13 protein-coding genes are annotated in these 22231 nt (G+C 37.2%); 3 read left to right on the top strand and 10 right to left on the bottom strand.

Annotation, left to right across the window (positions count from 1 at the left end; translation table 11 throughout):
* Positions 1–44 precede the first annotated feature (44 nt).
* A complete protein-coding gene (gene acs / locus IEX65_RS12090) occupies positions 45–1946 on the top strand; it encodes an acetate--CoA ligase (protein WP_188766322.1) in 1902 nt (633 codons plus the stop codon).
* A gap of 95 nt (positions 1947–2041) precedes the next feature.
* Positions 2042–6256 (top strand): 3-coathanger stack domain-containing protein, encoded by a 4215-nt coding sequence (locus tag IEX65_RS12085; RefSeq protein WP_188766321.1) that lies wholly within the window; start codon positions 2042–2044, stop codon positions 6254–6256.
* Here IEX65_RS12085 and IEX65_RS12080 read toward each other — a convergent pair.
* The 10 genes from IEX65_RS12080 to IEX65_RS12035 form a co-directional block, all read right to left on the bottom strand.
* Entirely contained in the window at positions 6253–7890 is a 1638-nt protein-coding gene (locus IEX65_RS12080) for a hypothetical protein (protein WP_188766320.1), read from the bottom strand. The genes IEX65_RS12085 and IEX65_RS12080 overlap by 4 nt on opposite strands.
* Before the next feature lie 163 nt (positions 7891–8053).
* Positions 8054–10285 (bottom strand): hypothetical protein, encoded by a 2232-nt coding sequence (locus IEX65_RS12075; protein WP_308424956.1) that lies wholly within the window; start codon positions 10283–10285, stop codon positions 8054–8056.
* Positions 10258–11448, bottom strand: a complete 1191-nt coding sequence (locus tag IEX65_RS12070; protein ID WP_188766319.1) for a BatA domain-containing protein — start codon at positions 11446–11448, stop codon at positions 10258–10260. Before IEX65_RS12070 ends, IEX65_RS12075 begins: the two co-directional genes overlap by 28 nt.
* Positions 11449–11459: 11 nt before the next feature.
* Positions 11460–12323, bottom strand: a complete 864-nt coding sequence (locus tag IEX65_RS12065; RefSeq protein ID WP_188766318.1) for a DUF58 domain-containing protein — start codon at positions 12321–12323, stop codon at positions 11460–11462.
* Between the two features lie 9 nt (positions 12324–12332).
* Positions 12333–13310 carry an AAA family ATPase gene (locus tag IEX65_RS12060; RefSeq protein ID WP_188766317.1) on the bottom strand — a complete coding sequence of 326 codons (978 nt, stop codon included), beginning with the start codon at positions 13308–13310 and terminating at the stop codon, positions 12333–12335.
* 70 nt (positions 13311–13380) lie between these two features.
* Complete coding sequence (locus tag IEX65_RS12055) at positions 13381–13995, bottom strand: DUF4159 domain-containing protein (RefSeq protein WP_188766316.1); 615 nt, start codon at positions 13993–13995, stop codon at positions 13381–13383.
* A 129-nt stretch (positions 13996–14124) separates the two neighbouring features.
* Positions 14125–15462, bottom strand: coding sequence for a TldD/PmbA family protein (locus IEX65_RS12050; RefSeq protein ID WP_188766315.1), 1338 nt, complete (start codon positions 15460–15462; stop codon positions 14125–14127).
* A 123-nt stretch (positions 15463–15585) separates the two neighbouring features.
* Positions 15586–17241 (bottom strand): TldD/PmbA family protein, encoded by a 1656-nt coding sequence (locus IEX65_RS12045; RefSeq protein ID WP_188766314.1) that lies wholly within the window; start codon positions 17239–17241, stop codon positions 15586–15588.
* Positions 17242–17606: 365 nt separating this feature from the next.
* Positions 17607–18962 (bottom strand): TldD/PmbA family protein, encoded by a 1356-nt coding sequence (locus IEX65_RS12040; RefSeq protein WP_188766313.1) that lies wholly within the window; start codon positions 18960–18962, stop codon positions 17607–17609.
* A 96-nt stretch (positions 18963–19058) separates the two neighbouring features.
* Positions 19059–20702 (bottom strand): TldD/PmbA family protein, encoded by a 1644-nt coding sequence (locus tag IEX65_RS12035; RefSeq protein WP_188766312.1) that lies wholly within the window; start codon positions 20700–20702, stop codon positions 19059–19061.
* 416 nt (positions 20703–21118) lie between these two features.
* On the opposite strand from IEX65_RS12035, the gene IEX65_RS12030 reads away from it, so the two are divergent.
* Positions 21119–22171 (top strand): aldose epimerase family protein, encoded by a 1053-nt coding sequence (locus IEX65_RS12030; protein ID WP_188766311.1) that lies wholly within the window; start codon positions 21119–21121, stop codon positions 22169–22171.
* The last annotated feature ends 60 nt before the right edge of the window (positions 22172–22231 follow it).

The raw sequence follows: 22231 nt of genomic DNA, 5'->3' as shown, positions 1-22231 counted from the left end.
AACATACATTTATTCAATTTTAGTACTTTTTAATATTACCTCAAATGAAAATCAACTCTTTCCAAGAATACGAAGAAGCTTACAAGAAGAGCGTAGAGAATCCCGAAGATTTTTGGGGCGAAATTGCAGCCAATAATTTTGAATGGAGAAAGCCATGGAGAAAAGTGCTGAATTGGAATTTCAGCGAACCAAAAGTAGAGTGGTTTGTGGGCGGAAAACTCAATATTACAGAAAACTGTCTTGACCGCCACGTAAAAGACAAACCAAATCAGCCTGCCATTATTTGGGAGCCAAACGACCCAAATGAAGAGAGTGTGACACTTACATACCGTCAATTATTTGAGCGAGTTTGTCGCTTCGCTAATGTTTTGAAGCGTAATGGCGTGAAAAAAGGCGACCGTGTGTGTATATATATGCCAATGATTCCTGAATTATCGATTGCGGTGTTGGCTTGTGCCAGAATCGGGGCGATTCACTCAGTAGTTTTTGGTGGTTTCTCGGCAACTTCCATTGCTGACCGTATCAATGATTCGCAATGTGTGGCAGTTGTAACAACTGACGGTGCAGTGCGTGGAAACAAAGCTATTCCGATGAAAGATACCGTTGATGATGCCATGATTGGTTGCCCATCGGTGAAGAAAGTGATTGTTGCTACACGTACTCGCACGCCAGTAAGTATGATTAAAGGCCGTGATGTGTGGTGGGAAGAAGAAGAAAAACACGTAACAAGCGATTGTCCGGCCGAAGAAATGGACTCAGAAGACCCACTTTTTATTCTTTATACCTCGGGTTCGACTGGTAAACCAAAAGGCGTGGTGCAAACTTGTGGTGGCTACATGGTTTATGCGGCATATACTTTCCAAAATGTTTTCCAATATAAAGCAGGAATGGTTCATTTCTGCACGGCTGATATTGGCTGGATTACAGGGCACTCATATATTGTTTATGGCCCATTAGCTTCGGGTGCAATTTCGGTATTGTTTGAAGGTGTGCCAACCTACCCAGACGCAGGTCGTTTCTGGGATATTGTTGAAAAACACAAAGTAAATATTCTTTATACTGCTCCAACTGCTATTCGCTCTTTGATGGGGTTTGGTTTGGAATATGTAGAAGGAAAAGATTTAAGTTCGCTCAAAGTTTTAGGTTCGGTTGGTGAGCCAATCAACGAAGAGGCTTGGCAATGGTATTCAAAAAATATTGGTAAAGATAAATGTCCAGTTGTGGATACTTGGTGGCAAACCGAAACGGGTGGAATTATGATTTCGGCTTTGGCAGGAATTACGCCATTAAAACCAGCTTGGGCATCGTTGCCGCTTCCAGGAGTGCAAATGATGTTGGTTGATGAAAATGGAAATGAGATTTTGGGTGGAAACGTCAGTGGAAATTTATGTATCAAATTCCCGTGGCCATCAATTTTGCGTACAACATGGGGCGACCACGAGCGTTGCCGAACCAATTATTTCTCAGCCTATCCCAACCTATATTTCACAGGGGATGGTGCTATGCGTGATGAAAATGGTTTTTATAGAATCACTGGTCGTGTTGATGATGTATTGAATGTTTCGGGACATAGAATTGGGACTGCCGAAGTAGAAAATGCCATCAATATGCACACAGGAGTAGTTGAGAGTGCGATTGTGGGTTATCCGCATGACATCAAAGGACAAGGTATTTATGCGTATGTTATCTGCGAAAGCATGATTCACGACGAAGATTTGACTCGCCGAGATATTTTGGCAACTGTTTCTCGTGTGATTGGGCCAATTGCAAAACCCGATAAAATTCAGTTTGTGAGTGGTTTACCAAAAACTCGTTCGGGTAAAATTATGCGAAGAATCTTGCGTAAAATTGCCGAAGGTGAAACTTCAAATTTGGGTGATATTTCAACACTTCTCGACCCAACTGTTGTAGAAGATATTAAGAATGGAGCTGAGGCTTTGAAGTGATATAAAAATACTTTCGTCTAAAATGGCGAAAGTATTTTTTTTATAATTCATTTTTTGTGTGTTAATTAGTTGCTATAATTCTTCAACTGAATAAAATGATAGCACGCACTCTTACACGAATATTAACTCTTCATTTGCTTTTAACTTATTGTATTTTTTTTAGTGTAAATGCACAGCAAATTAGTTTAGGGGACGAAATAAGAAAAACTTGTATTGATACAGTTACCACTGTTTCTGTTACAACTTCAGGAACTTTTGACACGAATAATCAATTTTTTATTGAGTTTTATACAACAGATGGTAGAAATTTTTTATTACATACTCAAAGTGTAGAAATTATAAATAATCAAATAAAATTTACATATCCAGGCACTTGGTTTGAATATTATAAATATATAAATGTAAAAATACGCTCAACAGCCCCAGCACTTATTGTTTATAATAATTACATCACTATCTTTTCAAAACCATTATATTCTTATATATATGCTGAAAAGGCACAAATAGAAAGTGGTATATATAATAAGAGCGATATTGTTGAATTACCGTTTAAAATTTATACAGTGACTGATGTAAATATTGAAACGATATCAGGAAAAAAATATTTTAGTCAAGGTAATGGAGATACTCGCCAATTCAGTTATAATGAAAATTTAAATTCTACAGGAGTTTATGGTATAAAAAAAGCCAGTAATTTTTGTGGGACAACAAATAATATTTTTGGATATAATTTAAAGGTAAATAGCGAAAAATTTAGAATAGCCAATGCTGATGAGTTTAATTCTGTTTGTGCAGGAAGCAAATGTGTTGTGAAATTACTTACCGAAAACCCACTTCCATCGACAGGAATTAATTTTCAACTTCAACTAAAAAACTCTAATGGGCAAATTACCAACCCAGATTTTACACGATTAAACTCTTCTTTGATTATTGACATTCCTTCAAGTCAACTTTCGGATACTTATGAATTAAAAGTAAAAATTGTGGAAAAAGATATTGAAGCAGCAACTTCTATAGTCGTAAAAGACGTGGGTAGTCATTCAATATCTGGAACGTATAATGTGAAATATGGAGAAAGCTTCTTAATTACTGGCTATACTTCACAAACTCCAAGTGGTTTTCAATACGATGAATTAGACTTATTTCTTAACTCAAAAATTAAGTTATCTATCGACCAACAAAGAAACGTTAAGTTTAATTATCCGAAAGAGTCAGGTTATTATGAACTTACCAACGCTTTTTACACACAATACTTTAACTCTTGCAAAAATAATGTTTCGGGAGGTATTCAAGTTAATGTGTTTCCAAGTATAAATATCGAGTCAATTTCATCTACTAAATTTTGTAAAGGACAAGACATTTTTGTGCAAGTAAGTAGTAATCAGACGCTAAATCAAGCAAGTAGTTATAAGGTTAGGTTTGGAAGATATATTAGTACTGAGCCATTTTCATTAAGATTGTCCTACAGTTCAAGTTTTGAAGAAGTCAACGCTACATGGGTGTCTGCAAATACAATCAAATTTACTATACCGACAAATAGTACAATAAGCAGTTTATCGTATTATTATTTTTCAATCGTTGCATACAATCCAAATCTTGAAGGTATTATTTACAACACCCCAATTCAAATCACAGAAGTACCCAACTTAGCATTTGCAAATTCAACATATTCTATTTCTCCAAGCACTTTTGCAGTAAATTACACTACCAATTGCAATGACGGTTGGGTAAAAATGTCGGATGGAAGAACGTATCCGTTAGAAGCAAATACAGAAACGGGAATAGAAAATGATGGTTATATTCGCTCAATGACTTTTCAAACAGGTACTTATTTTCCCGTAAATACTTGGAACCAATGTGGAATAGGAAGTGTAGCTGGTAGCTTTCAAGTTTCAAATATAGACCCTTCACGAACAGCGGTATTGCTTGCACCACTCTTAAAACCTAAAATTTGTGTTGGTGATACACTTTGGCTTGATTGGACTTCAAATGGGAGTTTCAGTCCTACTAATAAATTTTTTGTCGAGTTTGGATATCCAAACCCAAATATTGAAATACAAGTTGGTAAAAAATATGTGGTAATTCCGAATACTTTCAAGACCTACAATGGCCCTGTGAGAATAAAATCGTTGTATCCAGAAGTATTTTCTTTCCAAAGATTTGTTGAAATAAGTGGTATAATTGAGAATCAATTCCTTAGTTTTGGAGGATGGACAAATAACGATTCAGTTGCTACCAATGGATATAACCCAGTAATGTTTTATGGTTATGGTGGGAATTTCATTACTTCAACTAATCAAATTATTAAGTTAGATAAACCGTTTTATTTTACAAAAGATACGTCATTTGTTATAAACCAAGTTTCAAATGGCTGCTATACAGAGCCATTTATCAAAACACTAAAAGTAGATTATAACCCATATATTCTTAAATTTCAAAAAATAAATGTCTCTTGCAATAATTATAAAAATACACTAAGGATTAATTATTATGTTTTTGGAGAAATACCAAATAATTTTAAAGTTGGTGTTCAATTCCTCAATCGACAAAGTGGTATTTGGATAAATTGCCCAATTAGTAATTATTCCTCTGATGAAATTTGGACAGATATAAATACTCAGAATATACCTGATAATTTTTGTTGGATAAGGTTTGTAAGAGTGGATGAACAAAATAATGTTTTAGAAATTTTGAGTGGAAACTTTTATATAACGCTTAAAAAATATTACCCCTCTCGAATCTTAAGTTCAACACTTGGAAATAATATTGTTTCAGAGAGTTTTCCGCTTAATTTAGAGTTGAGTATAACCCCACAAATGCCACTACTTTATTATAAATTTCAAAATCCAGCAGTGTTTATCGGAACAAATTTAATTATCAATAAAGACGAAGATTTTTTTATTGCCAATGCTTATGACAATTGTGGTTTTGTAAATGTGCCAGATACAGTAAAAGTTAAATTTGCCCCTCAAATTACAGGAGTAAATACGTATTTTATACCCTGTAAAAATTCAACGGGTTTATTTAATATTAGCTACAATACAATCAATGAATTTCCCAGTGGAACAATTTTAAAGTTTTATTTTCAAAACAATGAACAAAAAATATATATAGGCCAAACTACTCAAATAAATGGTACTTTCTCAAGTACAATTCCTGTGGAAGTTGGAAGCGGGGTTTACAATTTAGGCTATGAAACAAATACACCTTCAATTTCAAAAATCTTAGTTAATAATATTAATTATAGGGAAAGAGGTGAGGGTAGAATAATATCTGGTACAATTAACAAATACACTGATGACCCTTTCTATATTCCGTTTGAGCTTAAAGGTGGAAATGGTTTATATAATATCACAACAAATATTTCTCAATTTATATCTTTCCCTATATTTGGTTTGCAACCTATCACAATCAATCAAGATGGATATATTATTGGGACTCAAACGTCAGCTCAATCTCCAACAGAAATTACAATAACTAACCTTAATACCGGCAATTACTTTTGTGTTTCAGATGTTTTGCCAGGGAAATTGAGTATTAATTATTTGCCGAATACAGGACGTAAAATTTACGCAAACCTGTCTTTAACTCAAAATAACATACCAATAAAATGTATAGGTGGTGAAACACAAATAGTTAATTTAGAAACACAAGGAAATTTTAACAGTGACAATTTATTTATCCCCCAAATATCCGATGCCCAAGGGCTTAATTTTACCGATGTTACCTTTACTAAGGTAAATAATGAGTATATGATAAGGATTCCAGATAATATCTCTGCAGGAGTGGGGTATCGAATCCGATTTAGGTCAACATCTCCTATTGAATATGGAGCTTCGAGTAATTCAAATATTATAATAAAACCTCGACCGCAAGCAATACTCTCTGGTATATATAGGATTGAAGAAGGTGAAAGTGCATCTATAACAACATCATTAAGTGGATTTCCTCCATTTAATTTTGGATACAACGATGGTGCTTTATTTTCAAATTATTTCGGTTCAACATTAACCCGAACTGTAAGTCCTGTTGATGATACTATATATGCTATTAATAGTATTTCGGATAAATATTGTTCAGGAACTTCAAGTGGGAATGTACAAGTAATAATCAATTGTGCTTCTTACAAATACTTAACAACTAATCCGACCGAAAATAATGTTTTTAAAGCTCAAAGTTTACGAAGTAATACTACAATAAATAGTAACCTTAAAATAAAATACAAAAGTGGTAAATCTATATTATTAGAACCAGGTTTTAAAGTTGAGAATAATGCAAGTTTTACGGCTGAAATGAATGGATGCAATTAAACCTTCGGCTCAATCCACAAAGCACCTAAAACCAAAACAAACATTACAAGCCACAACCATTCGGGAATCTCAACTGAAAGTTTCTGGGATTCACCAGATTTTGTTGGGCTGGCGTTTAAATAAGGTTGTAAGAGATGAGATTTAGCAAGCTGTGTCTCTGAATTTTCAACAAAAACCTCAATTGAATCACCCAATTTTTGCCAACCAGTTGCTCGGAAGGTATAATTGACTTGACTTGAAAATGGATTTATGTCTGATTTTTGAGCGTTAACTGTATCTTTTTCTACTTTAATTTTTGCTAAAGATTCAGCACTATTAATGGTGATTTCAGTAGGAGAATCTTTGAAAACAGGTGCAGCAAGCAAAGCATTAGTTGCGTTGGATGGGCGAAGTAGATGCAATGCACCTTGCCAAATTTTCATGTAGCTGAGGCTATCGCCACTCAACATTAGCGGAAACGTTTCATTCAAGAGGCTAACGCTAACCGTTCCATTTTTTTTCTGAATAGCAATCGGGAAATCTCCAATACTTTTCTGAAAATCATGGGCTTGAATCGAATACGGCAAGGCCGTTAAGTCGGCTGAGATTGGAATGTTCTCTTGCGTGCTAATTCTTTTAAAAGTCCAATTTGTGCCAAGTGCTTGATTGATACTTTTGGCGGCTAAGTCAGCCTGCGAAAGATTAATGAAAAATATACTTTTTCCTTCTGAGTATGCTTTTTTTACCAGGCTATTTCCCGCATTCGAGGGGTCGGTAATGATAATATCAGGCGTAAAATTAGAATCAATTTGGTTGATTGAAACTGCACTTTGCGTGTTCTTGGCTACTGTACTAATTATTTTTACTTGATTGCCATTTCTGCCCAGCCAATCGGCCAAAGTTTTACTTTCAAAATCAGGGTTTGTGAGTATCATCAACACTCGAAACGCTTGAGTTTTTTGAGCAAAAAACTCAATACTTCGTAAGTTATCGTCGCCGAGAAATAAATCAAAAGAACTTGCTCCAAGTGTAAAAACTGGAACCTTTAGGCTAAAATTATTGAAACCTTTACTCAGTTTTACGCTATCAATAGTCTGTTTCCCCCATTTTAGATACAAAATATTACTTTCAGTAAGGTTTATCTTCCCCGATACTTCTTGCATATCACCTTTTCGCAAAACCGCCGACCAATGTAATTCTTGTAATTCATTTTCTTTGAAACTCGGAATCCACTCAATTGCATGGCCAGCAACTTTACTCAATATTTCTGGCTTTGCGTCTTGTCCAACAATATACACTTTTCCGACTTGATTCGCAAAATTCGGGTTTTCTATCAGGCTCTTATCAAAGGATTTCTGAGAAAAACTTTCTTGAATTTTAAGGCTATCTTTCAGTTGATTGACAACGCTCAATGGCACATCATTACCATATACCAAAACTCGATTACTATCAGTTGATTTTTCCCATTTCGGATTGATAATAAATAGGCAAACTATTAACCAAAAAACTAAGTTTAGTGCAATTTTTATCTTGAATCGCTTACTTGATTTTTGTTTGCGTAAAGTAAAAAATTGAATACCTAACAAAGCAATCAAACCAATTGCCAAAAGCCAATCGTAAATCGTGAAATTTTGTATTTGTTGAATCAAGTTCATTTATAATAGTAGAGCGAAATTCTATTTTGCTCGTAAATCTGAAAAAAATCTAAATAAATTTATCGGATGGATTAACGTCGGCAGGGTTCAAAACCCTGCCGACGTTCTTCTATTTTATGAAGCCCGATGAATTCATGAAGAATCAAAACATTGTTAAAATGATTTATAGCTGTACATGCTTCCAATAGGCTTTTTCTAAGCGTTTTTCGCCTTTGTAAGATTGTGTTTTGGGATTTTTGTTACTCGGTAAAGTTTTATTAATTAGCCCAAATAATTTAGTTTTTAGTGTCAGTTTATCATCTTCTGATAAATCTTTGCCATTGATAAGCTGCTGTAATGAACCTAAAATACTCCAATTGGATAAACTACTATTCACTACTTTATTACTAATGGCCGAACTAAGCTCCATTAACTTTAATTTTTGGGCATTATTTAGTGCTTTTTCGGCATCTTTACTCGAAATAATACCCAAAACCTCGGCCATCAATGCCTCAATTTGTTGCTGACTGTATGTTTTTTGATACTTGAAAGCCGTATTAAACTTGGTCAATTCGCCCGTCATACGTTTTTCTTTTTCTTTAATTGGCGGCGGGTCAAAGCTTGTTTTTTTGACAAAAGTTCTGGCTTTTTGCTGGGCAGATTTCAATAATTCCAATGCTTTTTTCTCATACGGAATCGCTTTTTCGGGTTCGTAAAGTCTCAGATGTAATTCCGATTGCCACATTTGTTCCAAAGCACTTTTCAATAAACTTCTTGTTGATTGCTCGTAAAAAGTATTGGCTTCTCCATCATCGTGAGAATGCACATAATCGGCCAAAAGGCTCGCAACTGGGTCATTTTCATTCCTATTTTCCGCCCCGTGCGAGTGTTCGTGTTCGTCATGTTTTTCGCCATCTTCGTGGTCGCCTTCACCCTCATCGTGGTCGTGTCTGAATCCCTTTAGCATATCACCATCGGTTTTTACATCACTTGGCAAGGCATTTACCCCACCAATTGCTCCTTCATTTTCTTCGCCTAAATACTGTCCGTAGCGGAGGCGGAGGGCTTTTTGGTCGAAGCCAATTTCGTTGGAAGTGCTATTAAATGCTTCCTTTGAAAGTTTTTTTCGTTGGGCAATCAGTTTTTCGGTATCAATAATTATTTGGCGTTGACTTCTAAAATATTCGGGCATGATATTCATGGCCATCGTTGCCAAATCAGCCTCTTCGGTTTGTGAAGTATCTTTATAAACAATAAAATAAGTATCCGATTTCGAGAAATTTGGTGTTGGTCGTTTATTATCAATGGCTGCCCAATAGTAGTAAAGTTCATCGCCAGGGGTAAAGTTAAGAGCCTTTAAATCAATGTTTTTGCTTACAGTGGTCGATTTGAAATTGGCCTGTGAAATCGGAAATTTCACTTCTCTAAACTTCACATTTTCGCCCGAGCCACGAGCCAAAGTAGCTACAATAAATGCTTGATTTACCAAAAAATCATCGGAGATTTTGGCCGAAACCTGAATGTTTTTTGGGTCTTTTAAAAAATGTAATTGATATAATTCTTTTGAAGCAGGTTCAATCTTTGGAGCCAAATCAGGAATGGCTTCAAGTCGATAAAAATCAGATTGATAAATGAGTGAATCGTGCCAATAGGCTTTGAAAGCATATAACCCAGAACTAATTAATTGGTCAGAATATTCAAAACTTTCTCCCAATTTTTTGAAACCAACTTTATCTCCTCGATTATTGCTAAGTTTTACGGTCAAATCGTTTGAATGACTAAATTTTAGTTGCCATTTTAGCAACGAACCGCTAATGGCTGAAATATTCATATTATCCGACTCATTGCTTGACAACCCTGTGTATGTAGGAGGGGTGATGCTTAAAGTTGCCGATTCAAATTCGGGTTTTGTGATTGGAATAGTAGGCGAATTTTGTAATAAACTACTTATTTTTGCTTGATTCTGACCAAATTTTAATGATGGGGAGAAAATATAGAAAGCTATGCAACTGACGAAAAGGCCAGAAAACAACAACAGTTTTTGGTCGTAAACCAGCGGTGTTTGATATGTATTTTTTGAAAAAAGGCGTTCGAGTTGCAGTTGTTCGGCCAAATTAGGTTGCTCGACATTCAGCAGGTCAAGACTGTATTCGGTATCGCCCAACTTTTGGTGAATAAGCTTGATAGCTTCTGTTTTTTTATTTTGAAAAAGCTTTTGTTGAAAAGCCATTCCCACAAAGGCAAGCACCATAGCTACCAAAGCCCAAAGTGTAGAATGACTAACCAAAAGCACCAAGAAATAAGCCGACCCCGCTACCAATAAACATATCAGAGCAGCAACGGTATAAAGTTGCAAATTAACTTTTGCTATGATTTGTCGGAGTTGATTCATGCGTTTTTCGTAATTGCGAGCCATCGCTCAAGGCCTACTAATAAAATAAAAATCAGCAGAAGGCTTTTTGAAAACCATTCATTTGATGATTTTTGTGGGTATTTCTGAATTTGAAAAATATTATTTAACTCATTATCAGTCAATGGTTTACTTAATTGTAAGTTATAAAAATCAATAATTTTATTGCCTAAAAATTCGGGTAATTGCCCATTAAAAACCCATTCGTTGTTTTGGGGTTTCAATAAATCTTCGAGATAAATTACGTTTTGGGTATTTTGAGCGGTAATCTGTTTCCAAAACTTTGTTCCTGAAAAAAAATATAAACTATTATCCGAAGTCGGTATTGATTTATCTGAGAAAACTATATCGTATTTTTTATCATTTTTTGCTTCATTGTCAATCTCAAACTCCCATTCGTAAATATCTTTTAAAGCCATTAATGCGGCTGAAATTTGCTTTTTTTCATTGGCATCAGTATTGAAAATACCGACTTTTAAAACTCCATTATTTGCACTTTCTCCTGTTAGTTGAGTTGCATTTTTTGATGTTTTTAAGAGATTGGCTTCATCGATATAACTTCTTTTATTTTCTGAAAAAGATAAAAACTTTGTTTGTTTGGATGAGTCAACCAACGAGTGAATCTTGAAATCTGTCGGAACAAATATGGCAGGTAATTTTGCCAAAGATTGCTGATTTACAAAGTATAATTCGAGCGTTTGGTTATTTATTTCATGGCTGATTTCATTGAGTGCAATTTGCATATTCGTTGCGGCAATACTTTTTAATGCTTGCTGCGGAGTATCATTCATGTCATCAAACTGAACGGGTTTTGATGCTAACCAATAGCATTTTTCTCCTCTTTTTAGTGCTTCTTCAATCTCGAATTTATAATTTTCTACAACTAATTGATTGGGCTGAATAAGATGAATCTTTGCTTTATCGGTAGAAGATTTTGCCCATTTTATTAAAGGTTTCGATAAAATAAAAACCAAAAGCAACAATAGTAAACACCTGATAATGAGCAACAAAATATTATCCAGTCGAATTCCTCTCGACTGTTGAAGGTTTTTCTCGCTCAGCCATTGAGTGGCTGCCCAAGCAATTACTTTACCTTTTTTTTGATGCCAAAAATGAATGACTATCGGAATAGAAATTGCTAAACTTCCCCACAATATGTATGGATTCAAAAACTCCATTTTTAGAAATTTCTCTTTTTAATTGATTCCAAAATTACACTCGCTATTGGTGTTTCTAAATTTGCTCTGAACAAATGCACAAACGGCTTTTGCAGAGCGGTTTCAATGTTTTTAAGGTAAGTTTCGGCATTTTTTCTTACCTCATCTTTTATGGCTTCTGCCTCCAGCTCAATCTCCTGCCCAGATTCTAAATCTTTGAAGCGATAAAAACCTTTGAGGTTAAATTCTTGCTCATGTTTACCCAAAATCTGAAAAATCAGAATCTCTCGGTGCGGGTTTGCTAAACTCGAAATCAAGCGAATCCATTCATCATCTACTTGCAGTAAATCTGATGCTAAAACTAACACTTCCTTTTGTTTAGCAGAACTTAACGCAGGAAATTTCGGGTCTTGATTTTGCCATTTTCCATTGGCCTCAGCCTTTTCGAGCGTGTATAAAATTCTCTGAAACGATTGTTTGCCCGAACTTACTAAGGTCTGTAATTCACCATTTTGAAGAGCATATAAACTCATTAAATCGCCTTGTCTGTACCCTAAATATGCCAGCGATGCCAATAAAATCTTGCAATATTGTAATCTACTTACGTTATTTTCGGTATAATTCATCGAACCCGATAAATCAATCATAAACTTGAGGTGGAAATTACTTTCGGTCGAAGATTCTCTTACCAAATGTTTATCGGTGCGGGCATAAAGTTTCCAGTCGATTCGCTTGGGGTCATCGCCAGGTTCGTAGTGTCGGTATTGCTCAAATTCAATGCCGTAGCCGTAGCGTTTACTATGATGAATGCCCAACATCAGTTGTTCACTCACCAGTATCCCCGCCAGTTGTAGGTTATTGAGTTTGATTAGTTCGGTTGTAAGCATGGTCGGATTTTATTTCTTCAACAAATCCTTTATTACATCATCCGTTGAAATTCCTTCGGCTTCGGCTCGGAAATTTAATGCAATTCTGTGCCTTAAAATCGGATAGGCGAGGGCTTCAATATCTTCGGGTAGCACCGAAAACCGTTCGTTTAGTACCGCTCTTGCTTTTGCACAAAGTACCAATGCCTGACCCGCTCGTGGGCCTGCACCCCATTCGCACCATTCTTTTACATAAGTCGAATTTGTTGTTGCTGGGCGAGTTGCTCTCACGATATGATTGATTTTTACAATTAATTCTTCGCTGATATGTACTTGGCGAGTAAGTTTTTGCAAATCAATGATGTCATTATCGGTCATGATGGTTTGCAAAACTGGTTTGTTTGTGCCAGTTGTGCTTTTCAACACATCTAATTCTTCGTTTTCGGAAGGATAACCAAGTTTAATATACAACAAGAATCGGTCGAGTTGAGCTTCTGGAAGTGGATACGTACCTGCCTGTTCGATTGGATTTTGGGTAGCAATAATCAAAAACGGCTTCGGTAAATCGTAGTTTGTACCAGCATACGTCACTTTATATTCTTGCATAGCTTCGAGCAAAGCCGCTTGCGTTTTTGGAGGCGTTCGGTTGATTTCATCGGCCAAAACAATATTGGCAAAGATTGGTCCTCGATTAAATTTGAAGAATTTTTTGCCAGTTTCGTGGTCTTCTTCCAAAATTTCAGTACCAACAATATCACCAGGCATGAGGTCGGGCGTAAACTGAATTCGCTTGAATTTCATATCAAGTGCTTTTGATAAAGTGCTTACCATCAAGGTTTTGGCAAGTCCTGGTACGCCTTCAAGCAAACAGTGTCCGCCTGCCAAAAGTGAAATCAAGATTTCGTCAATGGCCGCTTGTTGACCGACAATAACTTTGGCAATTTCTTTTTTTAGTAGGGGTAATTTGGCTACTAATGTTTTGTAATGATGAAGTTCTTTGGTTTCCAATTTTCTTTGAATTTTTTCCGTCAGCTAAAGCAGACGGCAATGAATTTTAAATTACGGCTGAATTTTAGACCTACACCGTTAAGGCATAATTAATAATATTTACTCCAAATTTCGTATTGTCTTCGGCGAGCCAGCGTTTGTTTCTGAAATCGTAGTCCCACTCGCAGCCGTAATCTTTATTGCTGTATAAAACCCCGATTCTACCATTGATAATAATTGCTTTTAAGTAATCATGCACGAGGTCATCCCCCCAGCCATTTAGCTCAAAAGTAGTAGTAGGAGGACCATCAAACTGAAAAAAACAATTATAAATTGGGTGAGTATTCGGGATTTTTTGAAGGGCTTTTGCTCCGAAAGTTCGAGCCATTTCTTGCTCAAATGACTTCGCAAAAAGTCCATCAATATCGTGATTACAATCATCTACGAAGACAAAGCCGCCATTTTCGATATATTTCCGAAAATGGTCACGTTCTTGACTCGAAAATTCAACCAATTTATGTCCACTCAAATAGCAAAACGGACTTTTGAAAAGCTCATTACTACTCAAAAGCACCACTTTTTCTTTTTCATCAATCGGAATAGTCGTGTATTCGACCAAAGAATTAAGAATATTTGAAGGCATTCGCTGGTCGGTATCCCAATCTCCAGAGTTATATTGTATTCTTGTAAAAATAAATGGTTTCATTTGAATAGTTATTGGTTACTGGGAAATTAGTTATTGGTTATTGATAAATTTTTAATGCCTTTTTATTAAACTATTTCAAGATAAAGGCAATACAAATTTTTACCAATAACCAATAACATATAACCAATTCTACACCGCATCAGATAAACTCGAAAATGTAAATTCTCGAATTTTCATGGGTGGTACCATATAATTTTGGTTCGATTCGGTACTGACCACACGCTCAGTTTTTCCCAACATTTCGAGATTATTGAGCATGATAATTGGACTTTCATTGAATCGGAAGTTTTTAATCGGATATTTGATTTTTCCATCTTCAATATAGAAAGTGCCGTCACGGGTAAGACCAGTCTGTAGAAGCGTTTGTGGGTCAACTGAGCGGATATACCATAGTTTTGTCACTAAAATGCCTCTTTTGGTGCTTTTTATCATCTCATCGAGCGTTGCATCGCCACCAAGCATAATAAAGTTTGTTGGGAAAGGAATGGGTTTTACACCTTTCTCTTTCGCCCAAAAACGAGAATAGGATAGGTTTTTAACTACACCTTTTTCAATCCACATACGTTTTTCTTGAGATTGTCCATCGCCTGACCACGGAGATGCTGGTAAATCTGCATAAGCAGGGTCGGAGAAAATGGTTACTCGTTCATCGACAATTTTTTCGCCCAGTTTTGTTTTTCCTCCTTGTTTGCTGAAAAACGAACGACCTTCATCGGCACTACGAGCATCCATATCGAAATAGATATTTTCGAGCAAAACAGCCGCTGCTGTTGGTTCAAGAATTACTGTATATTTGCCTGGTTCGAGTGCTTTGGCATTTTTCGACCCGACTGCTTTTTGAATCGCAATTTTGGTAGCGGCAGCAGTATCGAGTTTATTTACATCGCTAAAACCTTTGATTACATAACCCGAACCAGTGCCATCTTCGGTGCGAACCGTGAGTGAATAATTGATATTGGTACTTTTGTAGTAGGCAAACAGGCCTTTTGAGTTCATCATGGCCGAATAGCCTTTCGAGTCTTCTAAAAAGCCCGCTGCAACTAATTTTTGCTCACGAGTAAGTTTCAAACTTTTCATTACGGCTTCAGCACGTACATCAGGGTTGATGTTGGCGGTTGAATCAAAATATCCTTCTGATTTCATATATGGCTGAGGCTCCAAAACACCCATGTATTCAGGGTTTTCGGGAGCAAGGCGAGCCAATTCTTCCGAGCGACGTACTACTTTTTCGAGCGAGGCATCATCGAATTCGTCGATTGTAGCCACACCAACTCTTTTGCCAAAAGCCGATTGCACTTGCAGATTTTGATTGGTTAATGCACCGCTTGTCGAAACTTCATTGCGTGCATAGCGGATATTTCCGTTGATATTGGCCGAAATATTAATTTCACAATCATCGGCCTTTGAATAGCTCAAAACCTTTTTAAGCAAGGTTTTAGCTTCATTTTCTGATAATATGACTGACATGAATAATTTAGAATTAAAGAATGAGTGAATGAGCAAATAGAAAAGTGGAATATAGATTTTTTTGTAAGAATGGTAACCATTTCTTAAATCCAAATCGCACGGGCGACCCCGTCGTAATTCTTATTAGACTTTCCTTGCCGTATTGATTACATTAACACCATTGAAACGAGCTGTTGCACTTCCGTGCGAAACGGCACTCGATTGTGATGGTTGTCCCTTGCCATCGAAGAATGAACCTCCGAGTCTATAATCACGTTCGTCACAAATTTTTACGCACGAATTCCAAAACTCTTGCGTATTTGATTGATACGCCACGTCTTTGAGCATTCCTGCAATTTGTCCATCTTTAATTTCGTAATATAACTGTCCGCCAAATTGGAAATTATAGCGTTGTTGGTCGATAGAGAATGAGCCATCGCCAATGATATATATTCCTTTCTTAACGTCTTTAATCATTTCAGCCACCGTCAAAGGTGTTTTTCCTGCTGCCAACGAGACATTAGCCATGCGTTGGAATTGCACCGACGACCAGCTATCAGCATAGCAACATCCGTGCGATTCTTTTTCACCGATGATGTGTGCTTGGTCACGAATAGCTTGGTAGTTTACCAAAGTACCATCTTTTACTAAATCCCATTGTTTGGTTTTTACGCCTTCATCATCCCAACCAACTGCACCGAGTGAACCAACTTGCGTTTTATCGGCAAAGAAGTTTACTTCCTTGCTGCCATAATTGAAGTTTTTGCTTTGCCACTTATCAAGCGTAGCGAAAGAAGTTCCCGCAAAATTGGCTTCGTAGCCCAATACACGGTCAAGTTCGAGTGGGTGACCTACTGATTCGTGAATCGTTAGCCACAAGTGAGAAGGGTCAAGTACTAAGTCGTATTTTCCTGCCTCAACCGATTTTGCTGTTAGCTTTTCTTTGGCTTGTTTGGCTGCAGCAGTTACGTCTTCGAGCATATCGTAGCCTTTGTTGTAGCGTGTCGTGATGCCCGTAACTTTATCTTTCGGATTGGTCTGTAAATACTCATAACCCATACCAACTGGGGCAGAAAGTGCCTGACGAGTTTCAAATTTACCCGTTTTCGGGTCAATGGCAGTTACTGAGGCAATCGGCCAAATACGGTGAATGTCTTGGTCGATGTATGAACCATCCGATGAAGCAAAGTACTTTTGCTCATTAACCATGAAAAGTACTGAATTGACATAATTTGCCCCATTTTTCAAGGCAGCATCGTTTACTCCAAGAAGTAAATCAACTTTTTCTTTGATTGGCACTTCAAACGAATTTCGTTGAATAGGTGCTTTCCAACTTACCTCACCGTAGCCATTTTGCGGAGCAAGGATTACGGGCTGTGACATGAGTTTTGCGTTGGCTTTCGCAATCGCAACGGCCTCTTCGGCTGCACGTGCGGTGTCGGCTTCTGATTTTGCATCAACAACGGCCGCAAATCCCCAACAACCGTTGGCAATTACTCGCACACCTACGCCATAAGACTCGGTATTGACAATGTTTTGAACTTTGTCTTCACGAGTAACAACAAATTGATTGAGATAACGACCGATACGAACATCGGTGTAGGTAGCTCCTTTGGCTTTTGCGGCATTGAGAGCAGCATCGGCAAGGCGTTTCTTGACGGCTACATCAATTGCTCCGTCAATTAATGCTTCTTGCGACACAGAATTTCCGATAATCGGAATACCAGCAGTCGGCATATTGGGTAACATGAGTCCCCCAAAACCTAAGCTGGATAACTGGATAAAATCTCTTCTTTTCAAAGCTTTTTCGGTTTTTGTGTAAAATATTAAGTTTATAAATGAAGTCTAATTTATAGAATATTCTTTTAAGCTTAAAAATTGTCTGTTGGATTTTGATAAAAGGTAATAAGTCTTGTTGAGTGGAAGGTCTCTTTGAAATGATAAAACGTTTGTATAAACTATTCAAAGGACACATGAGACATTTTAATAATAAAATTTGATAGAACTAAGATTCATTACCGACTGCTTTAGCTGACGGAATCTTGGATGAAAACAAAACATATTTTGACTTTAGTCGAAATTTGTGGTTTGACTAAAGTCAAATTTGTTTGTTTTAATGTATCCGTCGATTGAAACTGACGGCAATGAATTTATCCTATTTAATTTTATACCGCATCAGATAAACTACTGAATGTGAAGTCTCTGATTTTTAGTGGCGGAACCAAACAACCACCTACACGAGTCGGTTTGCCCATTGCTTCAAGGTTATTGAGCATAATGATTGGACTTTCGTTGAAACGGAAGTTTTTGATTGGGTATTTGATTTGTCCTTTTTCGATATAGAAAGTTCCGTCACGAGTAAGTCCTGTGTACAATAACGTTTGAGGGTCAACGGCACGGATATACCAGAAACGTGTAACTAAGATGCCTTTTTCTGTTCCTTTAATCAAATCGGCCAGAGATTCGTTTCCACCAGCCATGATAAAGCCCGCAGGTGGAGCAATTGCTTTTACTCCTTTTTTATCTGCCCAAAATCTTGAATAATAAACGTTTTTCACAACGCCATTTTCAATCCAAGAGATTTTTTCTTGTGGGCGACCATCGCTACCTCCGCCACCAAAACGGCCACCACCGCCGCCACCGCCAAAGCCTGAGCTTGGAATTTCGATATTGGTTGGGTCAGAATAAATATTTACTCTTTCGTCGAATAATTTTTCTCCTAAACGAGTACCGCCACCTTTTTTGCTCAAGAAACTACGTCCTTCGTCGGCATTTCGTGCATCCATGCTTCGCATCATGTTTTGCAATAAATCAATCGAAGCTGCTGGTTCGAGAATTACGGTGTATTTTCCTGGCTCAAGTGCTTTTGCATTGCTTGAAGCCAATGCTTTTTGCATCGCAATTTCGGTTGCTTGTTTGGTGCTGAGTTTAGATACATCGTTGAAATCTCGAATAGCATAACCCGAACCAAGGCCATCGGCTGTACGAACAGTAATAGAAAAATCAACAGAAGTGGCTTTATTATATCCAAAAAGTCCTTTGCTGTTGCCAATGGCTGAGTAGCCAGTTGAATCTTCTAAATAACCTGCCGCTGTTAAACCTTTTTTAGAACATGGGTCAATGCTATCAAATGCTGCTTTGGCACGGTAATCGGGGTCGATATTGGCAGTGCTTTCGGCAAATGTCGGCGACTCTAAATACGTTTGTGGCCCGAGCATTGGCATATATTCAGAGTTTTCGGGAGCAAGACGAGCAATTTCCTCGGCTCTTCTTACAGTTTTTTCGAGCGAAGCATCATCAAATTCGTTGATGGTGGCTGTGCCTGAGCGTTTGCCAAAAACTGCCGTAACTGCCAATGATTGGTCGTATGATTCGCCACTGGTAGAGACTGAGTTTCGGGCATAACGAATATTTCCTGTGCGACCTCCGCTGAGACTCACACTCATTTCATCTGCCTTTGAAAATGCTAAAACCTTATCTATTATCTTTTTAGCTTCTTCTTTTGATAATATTTTATTCATTTTTGTAGTTTTAAAATGTAAGTAGTCAATGTTCAACAATTGACAGTTAATAACTTTCTAAATTATTAACTGTGGTCTGTGGACTATCGACTTTTATCAAATCTTTCTTCCAGTATTGATTACGTTTACACCATTGAAACGAGTGGTTGCACTTCCGTGAGAAACGGCACTTACCTGCGAAGGCTGACCTTTTCCATCGAAAAACGAACCAAAAGTACGGTAATCGTCTTTATCACAAATCTGCACACATGAGTTCCAGAACTCTTGTGTATTTGATTGATAAGCCACATCATCGAGCATTCCTACGAGTTCTCCGTTTTTGATTTCGTAGAAAAGTTGTCCACCAAATTGGAAGTTATATCGTTGTTGGTCAATCGAATACGAGCCACGACCGATGATATAGATACCTTTTTCAACGCCTTTAATCATATCAAAAACGCTCAATTTCTCTTTGCCTGGACGAAGCGAAACATTTGGCATACGTTGGAATTGAACCGAGTTCCAGTTATCGGCATAGCAGCAACCGTGCGACGCATTTTCGCCCAAGATATTCACTTGGTCACGGATTGCTTGATAATTTACCAAAACACCGTCTTTTATCAAATCCCATTCTTTGCATGGCACACCTTCGTCGTCATAACCTACAGTTCCGAGCGTATAAGGTTGAGTTTTATCAGCTACGATATTTACTTGCTTACTACCGTAGTTGAAAGCTTTTGTTTTCCATTTATCGAGTGTTGCGAAAGATGTTCCTGCATAGTTGGCCTCGTAACCCAATACACGGTCAAGTTCGAGTGGGTGACCAACTGATTCGTGGATGGTTAGTCCGAGGTGATTTGGGTCAAGTACTAAATCATATTTGCCAGCTGGAACTGACTTTGCAGTGAGTTTTTGTTGAGCTTGTTTCGATGCCATGATTGCATCTTCAACCATGTCGTAAGAGTTACGATAGCCAATCAGACCATTTGGAGCGGAAATTTTTTCGCTGGCCAAACCATCTAAATATTCATAGCCCATACCCATTGGAGAGCTGATGGCATCACGAGTTTTGAATTTTCCTGCGGCTTTATCAACGGCCGTAACTGTGAAAGTTGGCCAAATACGATGCACATCTTGGTCGATGTATGAACCATCAGAAGAAGCGAAATACTTTTGTTCGTTTACAAAAAATAAGTTTGATGTTACAAATCCAGCACCATTTTTCATGGCTTCGCTGTTTACTTTCATCAATAAATCAATTTTTTCTTGCACAGGAACCTCAAAAGCATTTTTCTTGATTGGAGTTTTCCATGTTACTTCGCCAACACCTTTTTGTGGTGCTAAGATAACTGGCTCTTTCTGAATCTTTGAGTTTGCTTTGGCAATAGCCACGGCCGTTTCGGCACATTTTGCAATACCGTCGGGTGTTACGTCGCTGGTGGCGGCAAATCCCCAAGTACCATTGGCAATTACTCTGATACCAACGCCATAAGATTCAGCATTGGTGATGTTCTGCACTTTGGTTTCACGGGTAAATAAGAATTGTTGTAAGTAACGACCAATGCGAACATCTGTGTAGGTTGCACCTCGTGATTTGGTTGCGTTGAGAGCAATATCAGCTAATCGCTTTTTGGTAGCTATATCAGCTCCCGGCTCAAGAAGATGTTCGACAGGTACCATATTTCCCAGTACGGGAATCGAAGAACCCATCATAGCTCCCAAACCCATACCAGATAATTGGATAAAATCCCTTCTTTTCATGTTAGGTTGTTGATTGAATTAAAAATGAAATTTATTGTAAAAATGAACAATTATTCGGTGATAAGAAATTTTTTAACAGAAAAACGATTTATACAAAAACTAAAACTAATGAATTGAGTAGATGTTTGGATAATTAGATAGACAAATTGGAGTTTTTTAGCGACTTTCTCGCAAGAATGTTTCTTAATTTATCTTAAATACCGAAATTCTCCTACAACGTTTTTTTACCACGGAGTTAAAAATGAGTATTTCACGGAGTTGCACGGAGTTAGTTAGTCCGTGTAACTCTGTGTTAAACTTCGTGAACCTCAGTGGTAAAAATTAAGGTCTAACATGCCCATTCCGAAAGTATTTTAAAAAAGATTATGTAGTTTTGCCGAATCAAATCTTTAAAATTCTACAAATAATCAAATATAATGAGTATCGAAAGACAATCTTTTGGGAAACTTCCCGATGGCCAAGAAACAAGCCTTTATACTTTAAAAAATACCGCAGGAATGAAAGCCATAATCACTGATTTTGGTGGAATAATTGTATCATTGACTGCACCTGACCGAGACGGAAATTTTACTGATGTTGTTCATGGTTGCGATACCTTGGAAGGTTATTTAAAAGGAGTACCATATTTTGGAGCAATAATCGGTCGTTATGGTAATAGAATTGCAAAAGGTAGCTTTGAGTTAGATGGTATAACCTATTCATTACCAATCAATAATGGTGTAAATGCTTTGCACGGTGGCTTGAAAGGTTTTGATAAAAAATTGTGGAATGTTACCGCAATCGAGGGCGAAGAACCAGCTCTTAAATTAAGCTATTTGGCAGCTGACATGGAAGAAGGTTACCCTGGGAATTTGAGCATTGAAGTTGTTTATACTTTACAGGCCGATAATACATTAAGAATTGATTATAAAGCTACTACCGATAAAGCCACGGTTTTGAATGTAACAAATCACTCATATTTTAATTTGAGCGGAGCAGCCGACGTACTTGACCATGAGGTAATTTTGCACGCTGATAAATTCTTGCCAGTTGATGCGACTGTAATTCCAACAGGTGAGCTGCGACCAGTTGTGGGAACACCATTTGATTTTACCGAAAAGCATACAATCGGTGAACGAATCAATGATACTTCGTATGAGCAAATTGTATTGGGAAGTGGCTACGACCATTGTTATGTATTGACCGATACAAGTTCAGATTTAAGACTCGCTGCTGAGGTGTATGAACCAAAAACTGGACGAATAATGGAGGTTTTTACAACTGAGCCAGGAATGCAATTTTACTCGGCTAATCATTTGAAAGGTGATATTATTGGTAAAGGTGGAGCAACTTATGCTCGTCGCTCGGCTTTTTGTGTTGAAACCCAACATTTTCCAGATTCGCCAAATAAACCGCACTTTCCGACTACGGTTTTAAGACCTGACGAGGTTTATCAATCAACTACTTCGTATAAATTCTCTGCGAAATAATAAAGTTTGGGTGGTCATAAATAGTCCACGGTCAATAGTCGATAGTCCATAGTAATTTTA

The sequence above is a fragment of the Emticicia aquatilis genome (genome assembly GCF_014644295.1).
Lineage (GTDB): Bacteria > Bacteroidota > Bacteroidia > Cytophagales > Spirosomataceae > Emticicia > Emticicia aquatilis.
This window is presented reverse-complemented; position numbering and strand designations above follow the sequence as displayed.

Coding starts and splice junctions, on each gene's coding strand:
- IEX65_RS12050 (WP_188766315.1), bottom strand. CDS start 15,462: ATGTCAGTCATATTATCAGAAAATGAAGCTAAAACCTTGCTTAAAAAG.
- IEX65_RS12035 (WP_188766312.1), bottom strand. CDS start 20,702: ATGAAAAGAAGGGATTTTATCCAATTATCTGGTATGGGTTTGGGAGCT.
- IEX65_RS12030 (WP_188766311.1), top strand. CDS start 21,119: ATGAGTATCGAAAGACAATCTTTTGGGAAACTTCCCGATGGCCAAGAA.
- IEX65_RS12040 (WP_188766313.1), bottom strand. CDS start 18,962: ATGAATAAAATATTATCAAAAGAAGAAGCTAAAAAGATAATAGATAAG.
- IEX65_RS12055 (WP_188766316.1), bottom strand. CDS start 13,995: ATGAAACCATTTATTTTTACAAGAATACAATATAACTCTGGAGATTGG.
- IEX65_RS12085 (WP_188766321.1), top strand. CDS start 2,042: ATGATAGCACGCACTCTTACACGAATATTAACTCTTCATTTGCTTTTA.
- IEX65_RS12075 (WP_308424956.1), bottom strand. CDS start 10,285: ATGGCTCGCAATTACGAAAAACGCATGAATCAACTCCGACAAATCATA.
- IEX65_RS12065 (WP_188766318.1), bottom strand. CDS start 12,323: ATGCTTACAACCGAACTAATCAAACTCAATAACCTACAACTGGCGGGG.
- acs (WP_188766322.1), top strand. CDS start 45: ATGAAAATCAACTCTTTCCAAGAATACGAAGAAGCTTACAAGAAGAGC.
- IEX65_RS12080 (WP_188766320.1), bottom strand. CDS start 7,890: ATGAACTTGATTCAACAAATACAAAATTTCACGATTTACGATTGGCTT.